The sequence below is a fragment of the Nostoc sp. UIC 10607 genome (assembly GCF_047228265.1).
GTDB lineage: Bacteria > Cyanobacteriota > Cyanobacteriia > Cyanobacteriales > Nostocaceae > Nostoc > Nostoc foliaceum_A.
In genome coordinates, this window is sequence record NZ_JBIQNW010000070.1 from 1 (window position 1) to 16541 (window position 16541).

At 43.1% G+C, this 16541-nt stretch carries 14 protein-coding genes and 1 pseudogene; all 15 read left to right on the forward strand.

Annotated elements, in window-relative coordinates; all coding sequences use genetic code 11:
* Window positions 1–114 precede the first annotated feature (114 nt).
* Window positions 115–522: a hypothetical protein gene (locus tag ACEYW6_RS30990; RefSeq protein WP_412982800.1), complete on the forward strand. Its 408-nt coding sequence runs from the start codon at window positions 115–117 to the stop codon at window positions 520–522.
* A gap of 281 nt (window positions 523–803) precedes the next feature.
* Window positions 804–935: pseudogene (locus ACEYW6_RS30995) on the forward strand (IS5/IS1182 family transposase); the annotation flags it as partial.
* 940 nt (window positions 936–1875) lie between these two features.
* On the forward strand, window positions 1876–3891 hold the full coding sequence (locus ACEYW6_RS31000) for an AGE family epimerase/isomerase (RefSeq protein ID WP_412982801.1): 2016 nt from the start codon (window positions 1876–1878) through the stop codon (window positions 3889–3891).
* A gap of 10 nt (window positions 3892–3901) precedes the next feature.
* A complete protein-coding gene (locus ACEYW6_RS31005; RefSeq protein ID WP_196512121.1) occupies window positions 3902–4594 on the forward strand; it encodes a DJ-1/PfpI family protein in 693 nt (230 codons plus the stop codon).
* A 21-nt stretch (window positions 4595–4615) separates the two neighbouring features.
* The gene (locus ACEYW6_RS31010; RefSeq protein ID WP_412982802.1) at window positions 4616–5467 is read left to right on the forward strand and encodes a type 1 glutamine amidotransferase domain-containing protein; all 852 of its coding nucleotides are present in this window, start codon (window positions 4616–4618) and stop codon (window positions 5465–5467) included.
* Window positions 5468–5547: 80 nt separating this feature from the next.
* Entirely contained in the window at window positions 5548–7254 is a 1707-nt protein-coding gene (locus ACEYW6_RS31015; RefSeq protein WP_196512123.1) for a thiamine pyrophosphate-binding protein, read from the forward strand.
* A gap of 69 nt (window positions 7255–7323) precedes the next feature.
* Window positions 7324–7782, forward strand: a complete 459-nt coding sequence (locus ACEYW6_RS31020) for a hypothetical protein (RefSeq protein WP_196512124.1) — start codon at window positions 7324–7326, stop codon at window positions 7780–7782.
* Window positions 7783–7812: 30 nt separating this feature from the next.
* The gene (locus ACEYW6_RS31025) at window positions 7813–9357 is read left to right on the forward strand and encodes a GMC family oxidoreductase (protein WP_412982803.1); all 1545 of its coding nucleotides are present in this window, start codon (window positions 7813–7815) and stop codon (window positions 9355–9357) included.
* Between the two features lie 37 nt (window positions 9358–9394).
* Window positions 9395–10708, forward strand: coding sequence for a cytochrome P450 (locus ACEYW6_RS31030; protein WP_412982804.1), 1314 nt, complete (start codon window positions 9395–9397; stop codon window positions 10706–10708).
* Between the two features lie 63 nt (window positions 10709–10771).
* Window positions 10772–11167 (forward strand): nuclear transport factor 2 family protein, encoded by a 396-nt coding sequence (locus ACEYW6_RS31035; protein WP_412982805.1) that lies wholly within the window; start codon window positions 10772–10774, stop codon window positions 11165–11167.
* Window positions 11168–11213: 46 nt separating this feature from the next.
* Window positions 11214–11678 (forward strand): (2Fe-2S)-binding protein, encoded by a 465-nt coding sequence (locus tag ACEYW6_RS31040; RefSeq protein WP_196512128.1) that lies wholly within the window; start codon window positions 11214–11216, stop codon window positions 11676–11678.
* A 31-nt stretch (window positions 11679–11709) separates the two neighbouring features.
* A complete protein-coding gene (locus ACEYW6_RS31045; RefSeq protein ID WP_412982806.1) occupies window positions 11710–12873 on the forward strand; it encodes an XdhC family protein in 1164 nt (387 codons plus the stop codon).
* Window positions 12867–13490, forward strand: a complete 624-nt coding sequence (locus tag ACEYW6_RS31050; RefSeq protein ID WP_163933613.1) for an NTP transferase domain-containing protein — start codon at window positions 12867–12869, stop codon at window positions 13488–13490. Before ACEYW6_RS31045 ends, ACEYW6_RS31050 begins: the two co-directional genes overlap by 7 nt.
* A gap of 11 nt (window positions 13491–13501) precedes the next feature.
* Window positions 13502–13963, forward strand: a complete 462-nt coding sequence (gene sufU, locus ACEYW6_RS31055; RefSeq protein WP_412982807.1) for a Fe-S cluster assembly sulfur transfer protein SufU — start codon at window positions 13502–13504, stop codon at window positions 13961–13963.
* A 197-nt stretch (window positions 13964–14160) separates the two neighbouring features.
* Window positions 14161–16536, forward strand: a complete 2376-nt coding sequence (locus ACEYW6_RS31060) for a xanthine dehydrogenase family protein molybdopterin-binding subunit (RefSeq protein ID WP_412982808.1) — start codon at window positions 14161–14163, stop codon at window positions 16534–16536.
* The last annotated feature ends 5 nt before the right edge of the window (window positions 16537–16541 follow it).

Below are 16541 nucleotides of genomic sequence, written 5' to 3' on the forward strand. Positions count from 1 at the left end.
TGTACACGGAAACGGGTACGCACGGATCTAACTGAGAGGTGCGGGGAATAATATCCCCCATCGACTCAAACAGCTGGGAATAAGATTCCATCCGGTCGGATCGTGAAAGACGTGGTGGACAGGATACGCGAAAGGGCGAAAGTACCCAATCCTTACCACATTGGTGAAATATGCATTCTTTTGCCAAAGGATAACCCAGACTTGAGGGGTAAAGCGGGTTATTGGGGAGTGGTCAGCCACGTTGGGGAATACAATTGTACAGTCCAGACCTGGGACGCTGACTACACCGTAAAAATCGAACAGATGAAATCACTGAAATTACTTGATGAAGATTGCTTTTTTATGCAGCAGTTGTGTGCGAGGTTACGGCAGTTGCATCAAGTGATCACCCGTGACTCTTCTGTGGATTGGCTGTTGCAGGGGTTGGGAAAACAAGCCAAACCTTATCTGTCATCCTTGCAGGCAAAGCTGCTGGCGGCTGTTGAAAGGGAGTACAACCTTGTGTGGAAGCAGCAGAAGTGACGATACAGCTAGTAAACAATAGGTTAATCCGACAAATACACAATGCAACAGTGCAATAAATAACTCGTTGTATGAAAGCGGTAAGCGATCGCGGAGGGTCTCTAAGAGTTGCCATGCTGGAATGGCTTATCGGTTCAAGAAGAAATTTGAGTAGGGAATGAGGAGTGTCCTTTTATAGCCGCCATAACCGGACAGTTACCATTTTTCCCTCATGATATAGCACTAACCTATTAGCGTCCTTGTCTGCGCTCACAGATTTACATCCTCATGAAGCGGCTTAGGAATTGTCCAAATTGGAAGTTGTTTGGGTAGATCAGGGCTATTCGGAAGAAAACTTCGCTCAAGCCGTCAAACAGGTTTGCGGAGACCAAGTTCGTGTTGAGGTGATTGAAAGGATATCAAAAACATTTGAGTGATTGCCAAAACGATGGATAGTGGAACAGACATTTGGGCTTAAAAATTAATTATGTAATATTTGAAAATAAAAATGCTTGGGCAGAAAAAGCTAGTAATTAAATGAATTTTAAAGAAATTTATATTTCAGCTAGAAAGAAGCTAAAGATTTCTATTGATATTTTCTATATTGAACCTAAAAGGACTAATAATACGCTTAGATTTAGATTTCAGGATTAACTAATTAAAATCCAAAAACAAATAACCTATATTTAGGAATAGAAAAATTTCGCTTATTTATATCTCAAGTAAGGCAGTAAACTTAATTTGTATATTTGTATACCAAATATTATCTGACTCAAGATAGAGGATTGCTGTTTTTTTCTAAACTAAATTCGTACTAAGTTCATATAGATAGCTTCGACGAGCTTAGAACTAATTACTGGTTAACAAGAGTTGCAATTTTATTACTACCTGCTTGATTATCTATTTGGTTGGCAGATTTAAATTGATATCTGATAATGAATCCGAGAAGATAAATTAAGGGATGCAATTTAAGGGTATGTAATTAACAGAGATTTTGCATTTACCTGGATACTTATGGATATGAAGTCAGACCTAAAAATGATTTTTGATAACTGCGCTTCATTTGACTGATTTTTTTGAAACAAGATTTTGATTTACTGGTTTAATATTTGTTGGCATTTAGACATAAATATAATAGAATATATTGCCAACTTAGACAATAGCCGTAATCTTGAATATTTACCAGGGCAAACCAACCTAAAGTATAAGAATCCTTTAATAGCAATATTTGGTAAATATTAGAATTGACAGAGATTAAAATTTACATTCTATCTTTATTTACGCAAATTTAATTTGCGGACGAATCTATTAATGAGGGTTCAAATGAGCTAATTTAAGCAAAGAATTTTAATACAAAATTACAGGAAGGGATTTATGAAGCAATTTACTGTGAACACAACCCTAATGGGCAAAGTTACTGATATTGCACAGGAGCAAGGGAAATTTAGTATTAAATGCCGTAGTGGAGATGAATTTCGGGTTGCAGTGGGTAGAGAAACACGATTTCAATTTTTACAGAATTTAGATGGTATCAACCGCGATCGCGTGCCAAATCCTGAAAATTTTCATCAGTCCTTGCCAGCAGATTCAGTGAGAAAATACATCCAGCCTGATAGCTTAGTAGTTCTACAAGGGGTATATATAGAAAATAACGGTAGCTGCCAATATAACGCTCGCATTGTTAGCTTACTAAATTCATATAGAGGCCAAGACGAATTCGTTTTTGAGCAGACACACTGGTGGCTGACGCAAATTTCTCGTTTAGCAGATAGTTGGTTAGGCTATTTATTTCCCAATAAACAAACTTATGAAATCGATGATTTTGCGCTTTACCGAACTAACTTGAACATCATCGGTTTGCCAGCAGATGATGACATCCAGGAATGTGCCACTCTCTCCAGGCTGATCTATGGTCTTTCCTCTGCTTACTTGCTAACTGGAGGTGAACGCTATCTTTCAGCTGCTCGTGCTGGAGTTCAATACCTACGAGAAACTTTTCGCACTTTAACATCTGATGGCAAACATTGTTTTTGGGCTTTTGGTAAGCGCAAGACGAAGTACAGTTATGAGTTGTATTTACGTTCTCTCAACGAAGATGATAGAGATACAATCCCACTTTACGAGCAAATTTACGCCTTAGCTGGATTAGCTCAATATTATCGCATCACTTTAGATTGGGAAGTACTTGATGATATCAAGCGAACTGTTCGTGTCTTTAATGATTTCTTCACCGACCCAGAATCAGAGTATGGTCAACATGCTTACGGTGATTACTTTTCACATCTTGATTATGTGACATTAAATTGGGATAGTCCTGCTCTTGGTGACAATCAAGCTAGAAAAAATTGGAATTCAATTGGGGATCATATACCGGCTTATTTAATTAATGTCATTCTGGCATTAGAACCTTTGCCAATAACTGATCATGGTCACGAAGAAATCCGAAAATTCTTAGAAACTTCCAAGAAGATTCTCAAAACAACATCCACAATCATTGTCGATAGATTTCCCGACCCAGATCCTAATGTTCCGTTTGTGAATGAGCGATTTTTACGGGATTGGAAACCAGACCATAATTGGCGGTGGCAACAAAATCGTGCTGTCGTGGGACACAATTTGAAGATTGCCTGGAACCTGACTCGTGTTGCCAACTATTATTACTCTCTAGCTGCCCAATCTGCTGCTGATAACGCGCAAGAAGCCGAAGAATCACAACGTTTAGCCGATAAGTTGATGAAGCTAGCAGATAATTTAGGCATGAAGATGGCAGAGATTGGCGTAGATCTATTTAGGGGTGGAATCTTTGATACTTTAGAACGTAATCCTCAAAATGGAACGCCACTAGAATTTCCTTGGTTCAACACTAAAGACTTCTGGCAACAAGAACAATCCCTATTAGCCTACTTAATTCTTCATGGTTGCAGTAATGAAAATCATGACCAAAAACAAGAGTATTTACGGTTAGCACGAGAAACTGCCGCATTTTGGAATCTATTCTTTCTTGATCAAGACAATAAAGGTATTTTCTTCCGAGTTAGTGAGAGTGGAGATGCAATTACTTCAGGACAATATGCACAAAAAGGTGGACATTCAATTTCTGGATACCATGCTTTTGAGCTAAATTATTTGGCTCATATATATATAAGTAGCTATGTGACAAAAGAACCCTTCTGTTTGTATTTCAAACCTGACAAACATTGTCGCCAGCGATCGCTCAATATTTTACCTGATTTTGTTAGACCCAATACTCTGGAAGTGAGCAGAGTCAGCATTGATGGTAGCGATCGCACATCAATAGACCATGATAACTTCCGAATTGAACTGGGAGAGAAAGAATTTCAACTTGGTTCAGAAGCAGAAATCATTGTGGAATTTACACCTAAGGCTTAAGCAAAAAGTTATGGTAACCCGAATGCTAAAAGGCAAGAAAATCGCCATACTCGTCGAAACTGAATACATTCCCTATGAGATCGCGGCATATCAAACACGCTTTTTTGAACTTGGAGCAACTGTCCATTTAATGTCTCGGCTGTGGGGAAATCAAAGCGTTCGCTTTGCAGCTGATGTTGATAGTGTAGAAGAAGCGGATCGGATCAATAGACAGGAAACGTCCCTCGCAACATTGGAAGTTAACATCGACTTTCTGAAAGTAAATGTCAATGAATATGCGGCTGTCATTATGGCAGCTAACTACACCAGTGTACGTCTGCGCTACTTTGAACCACCATCAGGACGGCAGATTAATCCAGAACAGACGCGTACTGCACCAGCAGTTCAGTTTTTTGCTCAAGCAATGGCAAATCCCAAGATTATCAAAGGTTTACTCTGTCATGGATTGTGGTTACTGACACCAATGCCAGAATTACTCCGAGGACGAAGGGTAATCTGTCATGAAGTAGTGCTGGCAGATATTACTAATGCTGGTGCTGTTTATGTACCGCCACCTGTAAATTCTCCACCAAATGATCCAGGAAATATTGTGGTTGATAAAGACTTAGTAACAGGACGAGCCGGACATGACGTGTATGCATTTATTGATGCGATCGCTCACCAAATAGTATCTCAAGGTCAAGAGTTGGTAGGAGTTACCTAGAAAAACAAAGGAAATCATCCCATGACAAAGATTTTGATTGTGTTATCAGAGTGGGGTTACTGGGGAGAAGAACTAGTAGGCCCCCTAGAAACCTTTGATGCAGCTGGATACCAAGTTGACTTCGCCACCCCGAATGGTAAAAGACCCGTAGCACTAGGGGTGAGCATGGATCCAACTTTTGTTGACCCACCATTAGGCAGACCAGTCACTACTCAAGATATGGCCGATAAGGTCAGACAAATAGATGACACCAACAATCCACGGTTAAACAACCCGAAAAATCTCAGAGATTGGCTACCAGAAAGACCTTACTGGAGTTCGCCAAAATTCTTGCGGGAAATGGAGGAGTACTACAGAAAGCTAGATGAAGTCCAACAAAGAGATTTGCAAACATACGATGCCATTCTCATTGTTGGTGGTAGTGGCCCAATGGTTGATTTAGCTGATAACCAAAGAGTACACGATCTCATTTTGAGCTTTTATCAAATGGGTAAGCCAGTAGCCGCAGAATGTTACGGCGTTGCATGTCTGGCATTTGCGCGTGATTTTGGCGATCGCAAAAGCATTATTTGGGGTAAGCACGTCACAGGCCATTGCTTGGAATATGACTACAAAGATGGTACGGGATTTAACGGGACTAACATCGACCCATGTCTGAACAATATTAACTTTGGTACGCCATTCTATCCTCTAGAATACATACTCCGTGATGCTACAGGACCAGACGGACAGTACCACGGTAATGTAGGTAGACCAACATCAGTGATTGTTGATTATCCGTTTATCACAGGACGTTCTACGCCAGACTCTTATCTAACTGGTCAAAAATTGGTAGAAGTCCTTGAAACAGGACTCAAGCGCTATGGCTGGTAAAGTCAGACAGAGTTGAAATATCTGGATGGTAATGCGCGATCAACGCTGTATGCAATTGATAGTTGCAGAAGGTATAATCCATGACTAACAAAACAGGCCGCTTTGCAATTCTGGAACAATTTTTGGCAGATGGCATCCATTATATGTTCGGTAATCCTGGCACATCAGAAGAAGGATTTTTGGATGCTATTCGGGAGTATCCAGACTTGAAGTACATTTTGACATTGCAAGAATCTGTCGCTGTGATGGCAGCTGATGGTTACGCTAGAGCAACTAAAAAGCCTGCTTTAGTGCAAATTCATAGTACACCAGGTTTAGGAAATGCAATCGGCGCACTTTATCAGGCATACCGAGGTCACTCACCGCTGGTAGTGATTGGTGGTGATGCAGGTATTAAATACCAAGCAATGGACGCTCAAATGGCTGGCGACTTAGTAGCTTTTGCAAAACCAGTTACTAAGTGGTCAACAATGGTCATGGAGCCATCTTCATTGCTGCGAGTATTGCGTCGGGCTATCAAAATTGCGGCCACTCCACCAATGGGGCCTGTCTATGTTTGTCTACCAGTAGATATTTTAGATGCTCCCGTAGTTGAAGAAGTCCGACCAACTTCCATCCCATCCACCAGAGTTGTGCCAGATGAAGAATTGCTCACAACAGCAGCAACTATCTTAGCCTCTGCTCATAAGCCAATGATTTTAGTGGGAGACGGAGTGGCTTATTCTGACGCACAAGATGAGTTGACCCGTGTTGCTGAACTCTTGGGTGCAGAGGTCTGGGAAGTTGATGCTGGTGAGTTAAACATGAGTTATGCCCATCCTCTGTATCAAGGTATGACCGGACATATGTTTGGCTATTACAGCCGACCCATCACTACTAGAGGTGATGTCAACTTAGTTTGTGGTACTTACCTTTTGCCAGAGGTTTTCCCGGAACTAGGTAATATATTTGCTCCTGGTGCCAAGGTTATTCATATTGACTTAAATGCCTATGAGATTGCGAAAAATCATCCAGTAGATTTGGCTATGGTCAGTGATCCAAAATTGACCCTTGCTCACTTAGCAACTATCCTGGAAGCACTGATAACACCGGAACAAAAAGAAGCAGCCAAAAAGCGAACTTCGGAAATTAGCCAAGCGAAAGCAGCAAACTATAACCATCAGTTAGAAGTTGATCGACATATTCAAGATGCAGTACCATTAAACTTTTCTCGTTTCACGGCAGAACTGGCAAATTACTTACCAAAAGATGCAATCATCTTTGACGAAGCTCTGACTTGTTCGCCAAATCTGACACGTTATTTAACTCCAACTGAACCAGAGCATTATTTCCTGACTCGTGGTGGTTCTTTGGGTGTGGGAATTCCCGGAGCAATTGGAGTCAAACTTGCTAACCCCGGCAAAACTGTGATTGGTTTTACTGGCGATGGTGCTGCTATGTACACAATTCAAGCACTCTGGTCGGCTGCTCGTCACAATATAGATGCCAAGTTTGTAATTTGCAATAATCGGTCTTATAGATTGTTACAAATTAATATCCAAGCTTATTGGCAAGAGCGGGGTATACAACAGCATGAATATCCTCTCAGTTTTGATTTGTCTAAACCAGAGATTGATTTTGTGGAAATGGCTCGTTCGATGGGAGTTGAGGGTGTGCGTGTGGAGAAACCTCCAGAGATTGCTTCAGCAATTCAAAAGGCATTAGCTCATAAAGGCCCTTTTCTCATTGATGTCATAGTTGAGGCAGATGTTCACCCTGAAATGATTGGTGTTAAATGTGGTCAGTAATTTTGTCACTTCATCATTGCTAATTACGAAGGAAACAACACTGAATCAAAAGTCACAGAGAAGTCAGGTATGAGTAATTTAACACTTGATAGCTTAGCGCCCCTAACGGAAACCGACATCAAAGAACTTGTTACCCAATGGTACAGAAAATTGGATGTTCATGCGCCAATGGTTGAAATTTTGCCATTGCTGGCAGATCAAGACCTAGAGATGGTATTTCCAGAGACTACAGCCCACGGGTATGCAGGGTTTGAACGCTGGTATCAGCGAGTTATCCGCGTGTTTTTTGATGAAATTCACACATTAAAAGAAGTCACCCCGACCCCGGTCAATGACACGACAGAAGTCAAAATTGTTGTGCAGTGGCAAGCTAGTATGTGGAACCCACCTAATCCGAAAAGCGATCGCATCAACTGCGACGCTCACCAACGCTGGGTCACTCGGCGCTCCTCCACAATCGGTAAACCGATAATCGTGAAGTACATAGTTGACAAATTAGAGTATTACGAAGGCTCGGCCAGGATTTAAACATTAACCTGAGGAAACAAAGCAATAATCATGAGCAACAAAGTCCATGACTATATTGTAATTGGGGCTGGTACGTCAGGCTGTGTAATTGCCCGTCGTCTGAGTGAAAACCCTAATACCAATGTTCTCCTGTTAGAAGCAGGCAATACAGATCATAAACCAGCCTTCCGTAATTCGGACTTGCGCTCTTTTTTCGGCACTTGGAATACAGATGCCGATTGGCAATATTTAACTGAAGAAGAAACCTATCTAGGTGGACGTAGAATTCCCATTACCCAAGGTAAAGTCCTCGGTGGTAGCAGCTCAGTCAATGGGATGATCCATGTCCGAGGAAGCAAATACGACTACGATAACTGGAACTATCTGGGTAACGAGTTTTGGAGCTATAAAGAAGTCTTACCTTATTTTCTGAAAATGGAAGACTATGCAGGTGGAGCTTCTGAATATCGCGGTGTTGGGGGCCCAGTCCACGTAGTAGACCATACCGATTTAACCAGTGCCGCCAAAGCTTTTTTAGCTGCTGTCGTTGAATTGGGATATAAACCTCCTCCCACTGATTTCAATGGGCCTGATATGGTGAATGGAGCAGGGGTGTACCAATTTGCTCACACCCCAGACGGTAAGCGATGTAGTGCTGCTGTTGCTTACTTACTCCCAGCCACAAATCGTCCAAATTTGACAGTGACACCTCAAGCACAAGTCACCCATCTGCTGCTAGAAGGGAAGCGCGTTGTGGGTGTGGAGTATCTTCAGGAAGGCACTCTGCATCAAGTCATCGCAGAGGGTGAAGTTATCCTCAGTGCTGGTGCGTTTGCCTCGCCTCAACTACTGATGTTGTCAGGTATTGGCCCAGCAGAACATTTAAGGCTCCACGATATTGCAGTTGTTGTAGATTTACCAGGGGTAGGGCAAAACCTGCAAGATCACACACTCTTAAGGATGGGGTTTGAATGTCAAGAACCACAACCCCCACCTTCAGTGATCACTGAAGTAGGTTTTTTTACCCATAGCCGCACTGGGATGGAGAATACTGCCCCTGATTTGCAGTTTTTGTTCAGTAGTTTTTTATTCTCTGACGAGGCTGAGGGGGGAGTCTTTATTGGTGGGACACATTTACTCTGCTGTCCAACACTGTTACGCCCCCAAAGTCAGGGCAGTGTTACCCTGCGTTCTAACAATCCCTTGGATTTAGCGGTCGTTCGCACTAACTATATGCAGTGTGATATTGATGTGCAGGTATTGGTGAAGGGTGTTGAAATAGTGCGTGAATTAATGAACACAAAAGCCATGTCAAAGATTGGCCCTAGAGAACTAACCCCTGGATCTGCCATAAAAACAGAGCCGGAACTGCGTGATTACATCCGTGCCAACTGTTTTACCGAATGGCATCCCACAAGCACCTGTAAAATGGGACGCGATCGCCTGTCAGTGGTCGATCCTCAACTGCGGGTATATGGAGTTGAGGGACTGCGAGTAGCAGACGCTTCTATAATGCCAGCAATTGTCAGTGGTAACACTAATGCTCCTTGTCTGATGATTGGTGAAAAAGCCTCAGACATAATTATTCATGGCTGAATCACAGCCCATATATTCAAGAGTAAGTTCTTCGCCTATGTCATATATTAATGCGACGAAATCTTCAAATATAGTTACACCACCTAATGCCAGCTTTGAAAGCACACTGCAAGCATTGCGGCAAAATCCTGTCCCCTTCATTACAAATCTTGCTCAAACCTACGGTGATATTGTCCGACTACCCTTTGGCTCAAGAGACATTTACTTGCTTAACCGTCCTGACTGGATTCGTCAAGTTTATTTGGGAGGAAGTGAAATTTTTGCCAAACGCAAAGATGCAGCTACAGAAAAGTCTTATATAAATGACATTGCCCCAATGATACCCCTGTTGCAACAGGACTTGATTCCGACTTATGCCCCTGCCATTGTGGAGGCAGCTCTCAAGACAGATGCTCGTTGGCAAAATATGTATCAACAGCACCAGTCACCCATAGTAGACATCTACAGAGAGATGATGCGTCTTACAGTACCCATTGTCTCTAAAACCCTGTTTCAAGAAGAGTTAGAGACAGAAAGTGCCGCGATTGTTGACGCGCTGCTGACAATGGATGTGGGTTATGGTTTTGATACTGTTGCTGCCATTTTAGGGGATACAGTGCCTCCATTAGAGGTATCCATAACACCAGAAATGCAGGCAGCTCGTTCTGAGCTTCTCCGCATTATTCACAATTTAATTGTTGCACAGCATACGTCTTTACATTCTCAGTCTCTCCTCTCTGCATTACTACAACTCCAACTTAGTGATGAGCAAGTAGCTGATATAGCCTTGAAGACATTTTGTGCTATGCATGAAGTGACAGTGACAACCCTATCTTGGACTTGGTATTTGCTATCACAAGCCCCTGAGGTAGAGGCACAGCTACATACTGAACTGACAAATATTCTGGCAGGACATACCCCAACATTTGCAGATGTTGAAAAACTAACGTATACGCAAATGATACTTAACGAGACGCGACGGCTTTATCCTACAGTTTGGCTAGTCGGACGTTTTGTTAGACAAGATGTATCATTTGGGGATGATTTGATACCAGCTGACTCTATTGTGCTGGTTTCTCAACGAGTTACACATCATGATGCCCGTTACTTTCCTGACCCAGAGCGCTTTCATCCTGAGCGTTGGACATCAGAAGTTGTGGCAACTCGTCCAAAATTTAGCTTTTTTCCCTTTAGTGCAGGGCCCCGTCAGTGTCTTGGTAGAGATTTTGCCTGGATAGAAGACACACTGATATTAGCGACCTTGGCACAGCATTGGCAAGGAAAACTCTTACCAAACCAGGTACTCGAGCCGCATCCGCAGAAGTCATTTGCCCCTCGCTATGGCATAAAAATGACTTTACATCATCGGTAAGTACCAGCCATCTAATTAGTATGGTTTCTTGATTTATTTTTATCAACTCAGGAGAATTTAATCATGGCAGAAGTACCCAACTCTCACATGGGAAAAATGTATAAAGAACACATTCAATACCTTCAGAAAAAGGATATTGAAGGTGTATTGCAGAATCAATATACTGATGATGCTTTGCTGATTAGTAGCATTGAAAGAAAGCCTCTTTACTACAGAGGGCATGAAGAATTAAAAAAACATTTTCGCGGGATACTTGATGTTGAAGGGTTAGAAAGTGATATTGCTTTTTGGGCTGAGACTGAAAATCCCCAAACTCTGATGATTGTGGAAGCAATCACAATGCAGACTGTCAATGGTGAAGTAAAAATGCGCTTTGCTGATAGTTGGGTTTTAAAAGATGGGAAAATTGCTATCCACTTTGCTGGTATGACTCAGTATGCTGATGGTTCTGTGGCCTAAAGCTATTCGGTTTGTTGACTCACCCTGAAATTAAAAGGGTATTGCCATGAAAGTTTCCCTCACGGTTAATGGCAAACAGTACAGTGCAGATGTTGAACCACGACTGTTGTTGATGGATTTTCTGCGGGATTATTTAGGTTTGACGGGAACCAAAAATGACGGCGGTTCAACTTCCGGAGTATGTACAGTTCTGCTCAACGGATTGTCAGTCAAAAGCTCATATATATTAGCTGTTCAGGCTGATGGCGGCGAGGTTGTAACTATTGAAGGTCTTGCGGAAAATGGTCAACTGAATCCACTGCAATCAGCATTTTGGGAAATGTACGCTGTTCAAAGCGGCTTTTCTACACCAGGGTTAATCATGTTATTAACTGACCTCTTGCAACGCAACCCTAATCCTAGTGAAAGGGAAATTCGTCATTGGTTGGATGGTGTCCTTTCACGGGATACTGGGTATCAAAATGTAATAAGTGCTGTACGGTTGACTGCTGAAAAAATACAGCAGCACTAAGAAGCCAGAATAAAGATTTCAGAAGGGACGCATGGTATTTATGAAGGAAATACTCAATGATATTGAACAATGGTTGACTCAAGGTCATGCTGTTGCTTTGGCTACTGTAGTTAATACAGTAGGGTCAAGTCCCAGAGAAAAAGGCGCGGTGATGGCGGTGAGTGAGGCTGGCGAGGTGACAGGTTCGCTCAGTGGTGGCTGTGTGGAAGCGGCTGTGGTTGAAGAAGCTTTAGGGGCGATCGCCCAAGGGCAGCCACGGCTACTAACTTATGGTGTGGCTGATGAATTGGGTTTGCAAGTAGGACTGACCTGTGGAGGCACAATTCAAGTTTTTGTAGAATCACTGGAATTAGCATCGGCTCAGAAGAACTTACCACTACCAGTTATCTTTGACGCTATTCGTAAAGCATCGGAGCAATCTATAGCACTGTGTACAGTAGTTGCAGGAAAGTGTGTTGGTGCTAAGATGATTGTGACTGACAAGAATCAGCGTTTTGGCTTTCTTGGTAGCCAGGATCTCGATCAAGTAGTAGCTCTTGAGGCACAAGGATTTCTCTCACAAGGATTAAGAGATATTCGCTACTATGGCATTAATGGGGAGTGTCACCAAACAGACCTAGCTGTATTTATTCATTCTTTTGCTCGACTACCTCACTTAATTATCTTTGGTGCTGTTGATTTTACGCGATCGCTGTGCAAACTAGCCAAGATGTTGGGCTATCGAGTAACGATCTGTGATGCTCGTTCTAGCCTGAATACACCAAAACGCTTTCCGGAAGCTGATGAAATAGTTGTGGACTGGCCTAGTAACTACTTACAAACCACCACAGTTGACTCCCACACTAGTATTGCAGTACTCACTCATAATCCTAAATTTGATCTACCAATTTTGGTAAATGCTGTACATACTCCAGCAGCTTACATTGGAGCTATGGGTAGTCGCAAAGCTACGGCCGAGAGAATTGAGCGAATGAAGGAAGCTGGACTGAGTACAGCAGAAATTAACCGAATCACTGCCCCTATCGGCTTAGACATTGGTGCTATCACCCCCGATGAGACGGCAGTATCAATTATGGCTGAGATAATTGCCCAAAGAAGTGGACGTAGCGGTGGGAGACTTAATGCTAACCAAAATCTAATTCACCCCCGGATTTCACAATTCAATCAACAGCAGGAGGTGATTTCTCTATGCTGAATCTTGATCCCAATCAAAAAAAGATTGCTATTGCCATACTCGCAGCTGGTAAAGGTTCTAGGTTTAATGGGGATTGTCCCAAACCTTTAGCTTTATTCCAGGGGCGATCGCTGCTTTGTCACGCCCTCACAGCTGCTATTAATAGCAAACTTGGGCCGATATTACTGGTAGTAGGATATCAACATCAACAAGTAGCAACAGCAGCAGCAAATGTTTTGATTGTCCATAACCCAGATTGGCAGCGAGGGATTGCTTCTAGTCTCCAGACAGCCATACAAGTTATAGAACCAGATTTTACCATTGGTGCTTTGTGTGTAGGACTGGCCGATCAACCCTTGATTGGTGCTGAGGCTTATCGCCGTCTTGCCTGTGCTTATCATCAAGGTGTTAGTTTTGCCGTAGCTACCTATAAAGGCGCTAGACGTAACCCCGTTCTGTTAGGGCGTGGGATGTGGCCAGAGGTGATGCATTTGACGGGAGACGAAGGTGCACGAGCATTAATGAAAAGCTACCCAGTAATGGAGGTGGCTTGCGATCGCACTGGCAACCCCTTGGACATTGATACTACCGCTGATTTACAGGTATTAGAAACCAATATTCTGTCACATTCTAGTTAAAAGAGATTCTCATGATTACCTTGGATGATCAACGTGACTTGAAAATACAAGTAATTTTGGCACATTACAAACAACCTCGACATAGAGGTCGAACCAATCCAGTACATGGATATTATCGTGGCCATACGCCTTACTGTGGAGATACGATTGAGCTAACAATACAGATAAATCAAACAAGTAACATAATTGAGGATGTCAAATTTATTGGGGAAGGTTGCGTCATCGCGATCGCATCCGCAGACTTAATGGCTGATGCCTTAATAGGCAGAACTGTAGATGAAGCTTTGGAAATGGGGCAATGCTTCCAAAATATGATGCAAGGGCAAGGTAGCTTCCCTGATCAACCTAGAGAGTTGGCAAGACTCAACGTGATGCAGGTTATTAACCAACCTCTGCGGATCAAATGCGCTAACCTCTCTTGGTATACCCTCAAAGCAGCCTTAAAACTATCTCAAATTAATTCACTTAATTGAAGCTACAAGTCAGTCTCCGCGTCTGTCTATTTGTATCAACCTGCAAGTGAAATGGTGTAAGAGTTGGGAATCCTTGATTTTTTAATTTCATCCTTCAATTTAGCAACGCCCATATTTTAAGCACAAAGAAATATATATGAGAAGCAGGTGAGAGGAACCCCAGAGCAAATACAGCACAACTCTCAAGGAGGGGCATTATGGCTAATAAAATCTTAGGGACATCGATTAAGCGGCGGGAAGATCCAGCGTTTTTGCGGGGAGAGGCTCAATTTATCGACGATATCACCCTGCCTAATATGCTGCACATGGCGATTTTGTATAGTTCCCAGGCACATGGATTGATTAAAAGCATTGATACTAGTATTGCTCAGAGTATGCCTGGCGTAGTTAAGGTGATCACTGCGTCTGATACTAGTGAGATTATGCCTCTGCCCTGCATTATGAATCCTGGGGGTGAGGCATCCAAATTTCCTCCTCATCCTTATGGCGTTCCTGGGGCACAAACTGTACTAGCTACAGATAAAGTGCGTTACGTTGGTGAATTTGTGGCGGTGGTAGTAGCCGAAAGCCGACAACAAGCTTACGATGCTTTAGCTGGAATTAAAGTGGATTATTTACCACTCCCAATAGAAACTAATGCCGAAGCAGCGCTCAAGCCTGATGCACCTCAACTACATGACACAGTGCCAGGAAATCTCAACCAATACAACAGCTATGGCGACAAACGAGCAACCCAGCAGGTGATCGCTAATGCTGAAGTAGTGGTTAAACAAAGGATTCGCTACCCGCGCCTCATTCATCATGCAGAAGAACCTCGCGGTTCTATTGGCGATTACAACCCCGAAAAACAAGAACATACCTTGTGGACTAATACTCAAATTCCTCATGGGAATCGTTTTTTGCTGTCTCAGCTAGTAATGAAGATTCCCTACAACAAATTGCGCGTCATTGCACCCCATATTGGTGGAGCCTTTGGTTCTAAAGGTTATCTCTATCCAGATACGGTGCTTGTGCTTTTCTTGGCAAAAGAATTGGGTCGTCCCATCAAGTGGATTGACACACGAACGGGTTTAGCTCGCTCTACAGTACATGGTCGAGATCAAATTCACTATAGCACCCTTGCTGGCACCAAAGATGGCAAGATTACCGCGCTACACGATACCATCTATGCCAATTTAGGAGCTTATCCCGCTACTAATGGACCAGCCGCACCTACGGCTTTAACTGGTCGCAGTGTCACAGGTGCTTATGCGATCGCCCATCCCTTTTCAGAAATTTACTGTGCTTTTACTAACACTGTTCCTGTGGGTCCTTTGCGGGGTGCAGGTCGTGCCGAAGCTATGTTTCTGATTGAACGGATGGTTGAGATTTTCGCTCGCGAAATCGGTATGGATTCCGCCGAAGTCCGGCGGAAAAATATGGTACCTCCCGATCAGTTTCCTTATGAAAACGGTTTGGGCTGGACTTATGACTCAGGTAACTATGAAGCAGCCCTGGAAAAAGCTCTAGAGATGATTGATTACAGTCATATTCTGGAACAGAAAGCAGAAGCGAAAAAGCGAAATAAGCTTTTGGGAGTGGGGATTGGTTCTTATGTGGGCATCTCAGGTGTTGGTCCTTCCCCCATGATGCATAACCAAATAGGTTTAATTGGCAGTACTTGGGGCAGTGTGCATCTCAGGGTTCATCCCAGTGGCGAGGTCAGCCTGATAGTTGGTAGCCAACCTCATGGTCAAGGTCATGTAACGACACTATCTCAGGTAGCAGCTGAAGTACTTGGCGTTGACATAGAGCAGATAGAAGTGCTGCACTCAGACACTAAAGGGGCGATCTATGCGCAAGGGAGTTACGGCTCGCGGACTTTTTCTGTGGAAGGCGCAACGGTTTACCAAGCTAGTAAGAAGATTAATGAGAAAGCGCGTCGCATGGCTGCTCATATGTTGCAAGTTGCAGAGTCAGATGTGGTGATTCAAGATGGTAAGTTTTATGTGCAAGGAAGGCCAGATCAGGTAAGAACTTTACAGGATATTGCTTTAGCGCTTTGGTACGCTTGGGATTTACCCGCAGGGATGGAGCCAGGGTTGGAGGTGATTACTTTCTTCGATCCACCAAATTTTAATTTTCCCTTTGGAACTCATACAGTTTTGGTGGAGGTAGATGAAGAAACGGGTCAGGTAGATGTGGTTAAATATGCGGCTGTAGACGATTTTGGCAATATCGGCAATCCCCAGATTGTAGACTCTCAAACCCACGGCAACATACACCTCGGCATTAGTCAGGCGTTATGTGAAGAGGCAGTGTATGACAGTAAGGGACAAATTCTCACTGACAACTATATGACCTACGCGATCGCTAAGGCTTCTCAATTGCCCAACTTTGAAATTGCCCGCACAGTTACCCCTAACCCAAATACTGCCATTGGTGCTAAGGGTGCAGGTGATGTAGCTAATTTGCCTACAGCAGCAGCGATCGTCAACGCAGTCTGTGATGCCCTAAGTGACTTCAAAGTTAAACATATTGACATCCCCCTAACACCAGAAAAAGTTTGGCGGGCCATGTCTGCATCTTGCTAGATGTG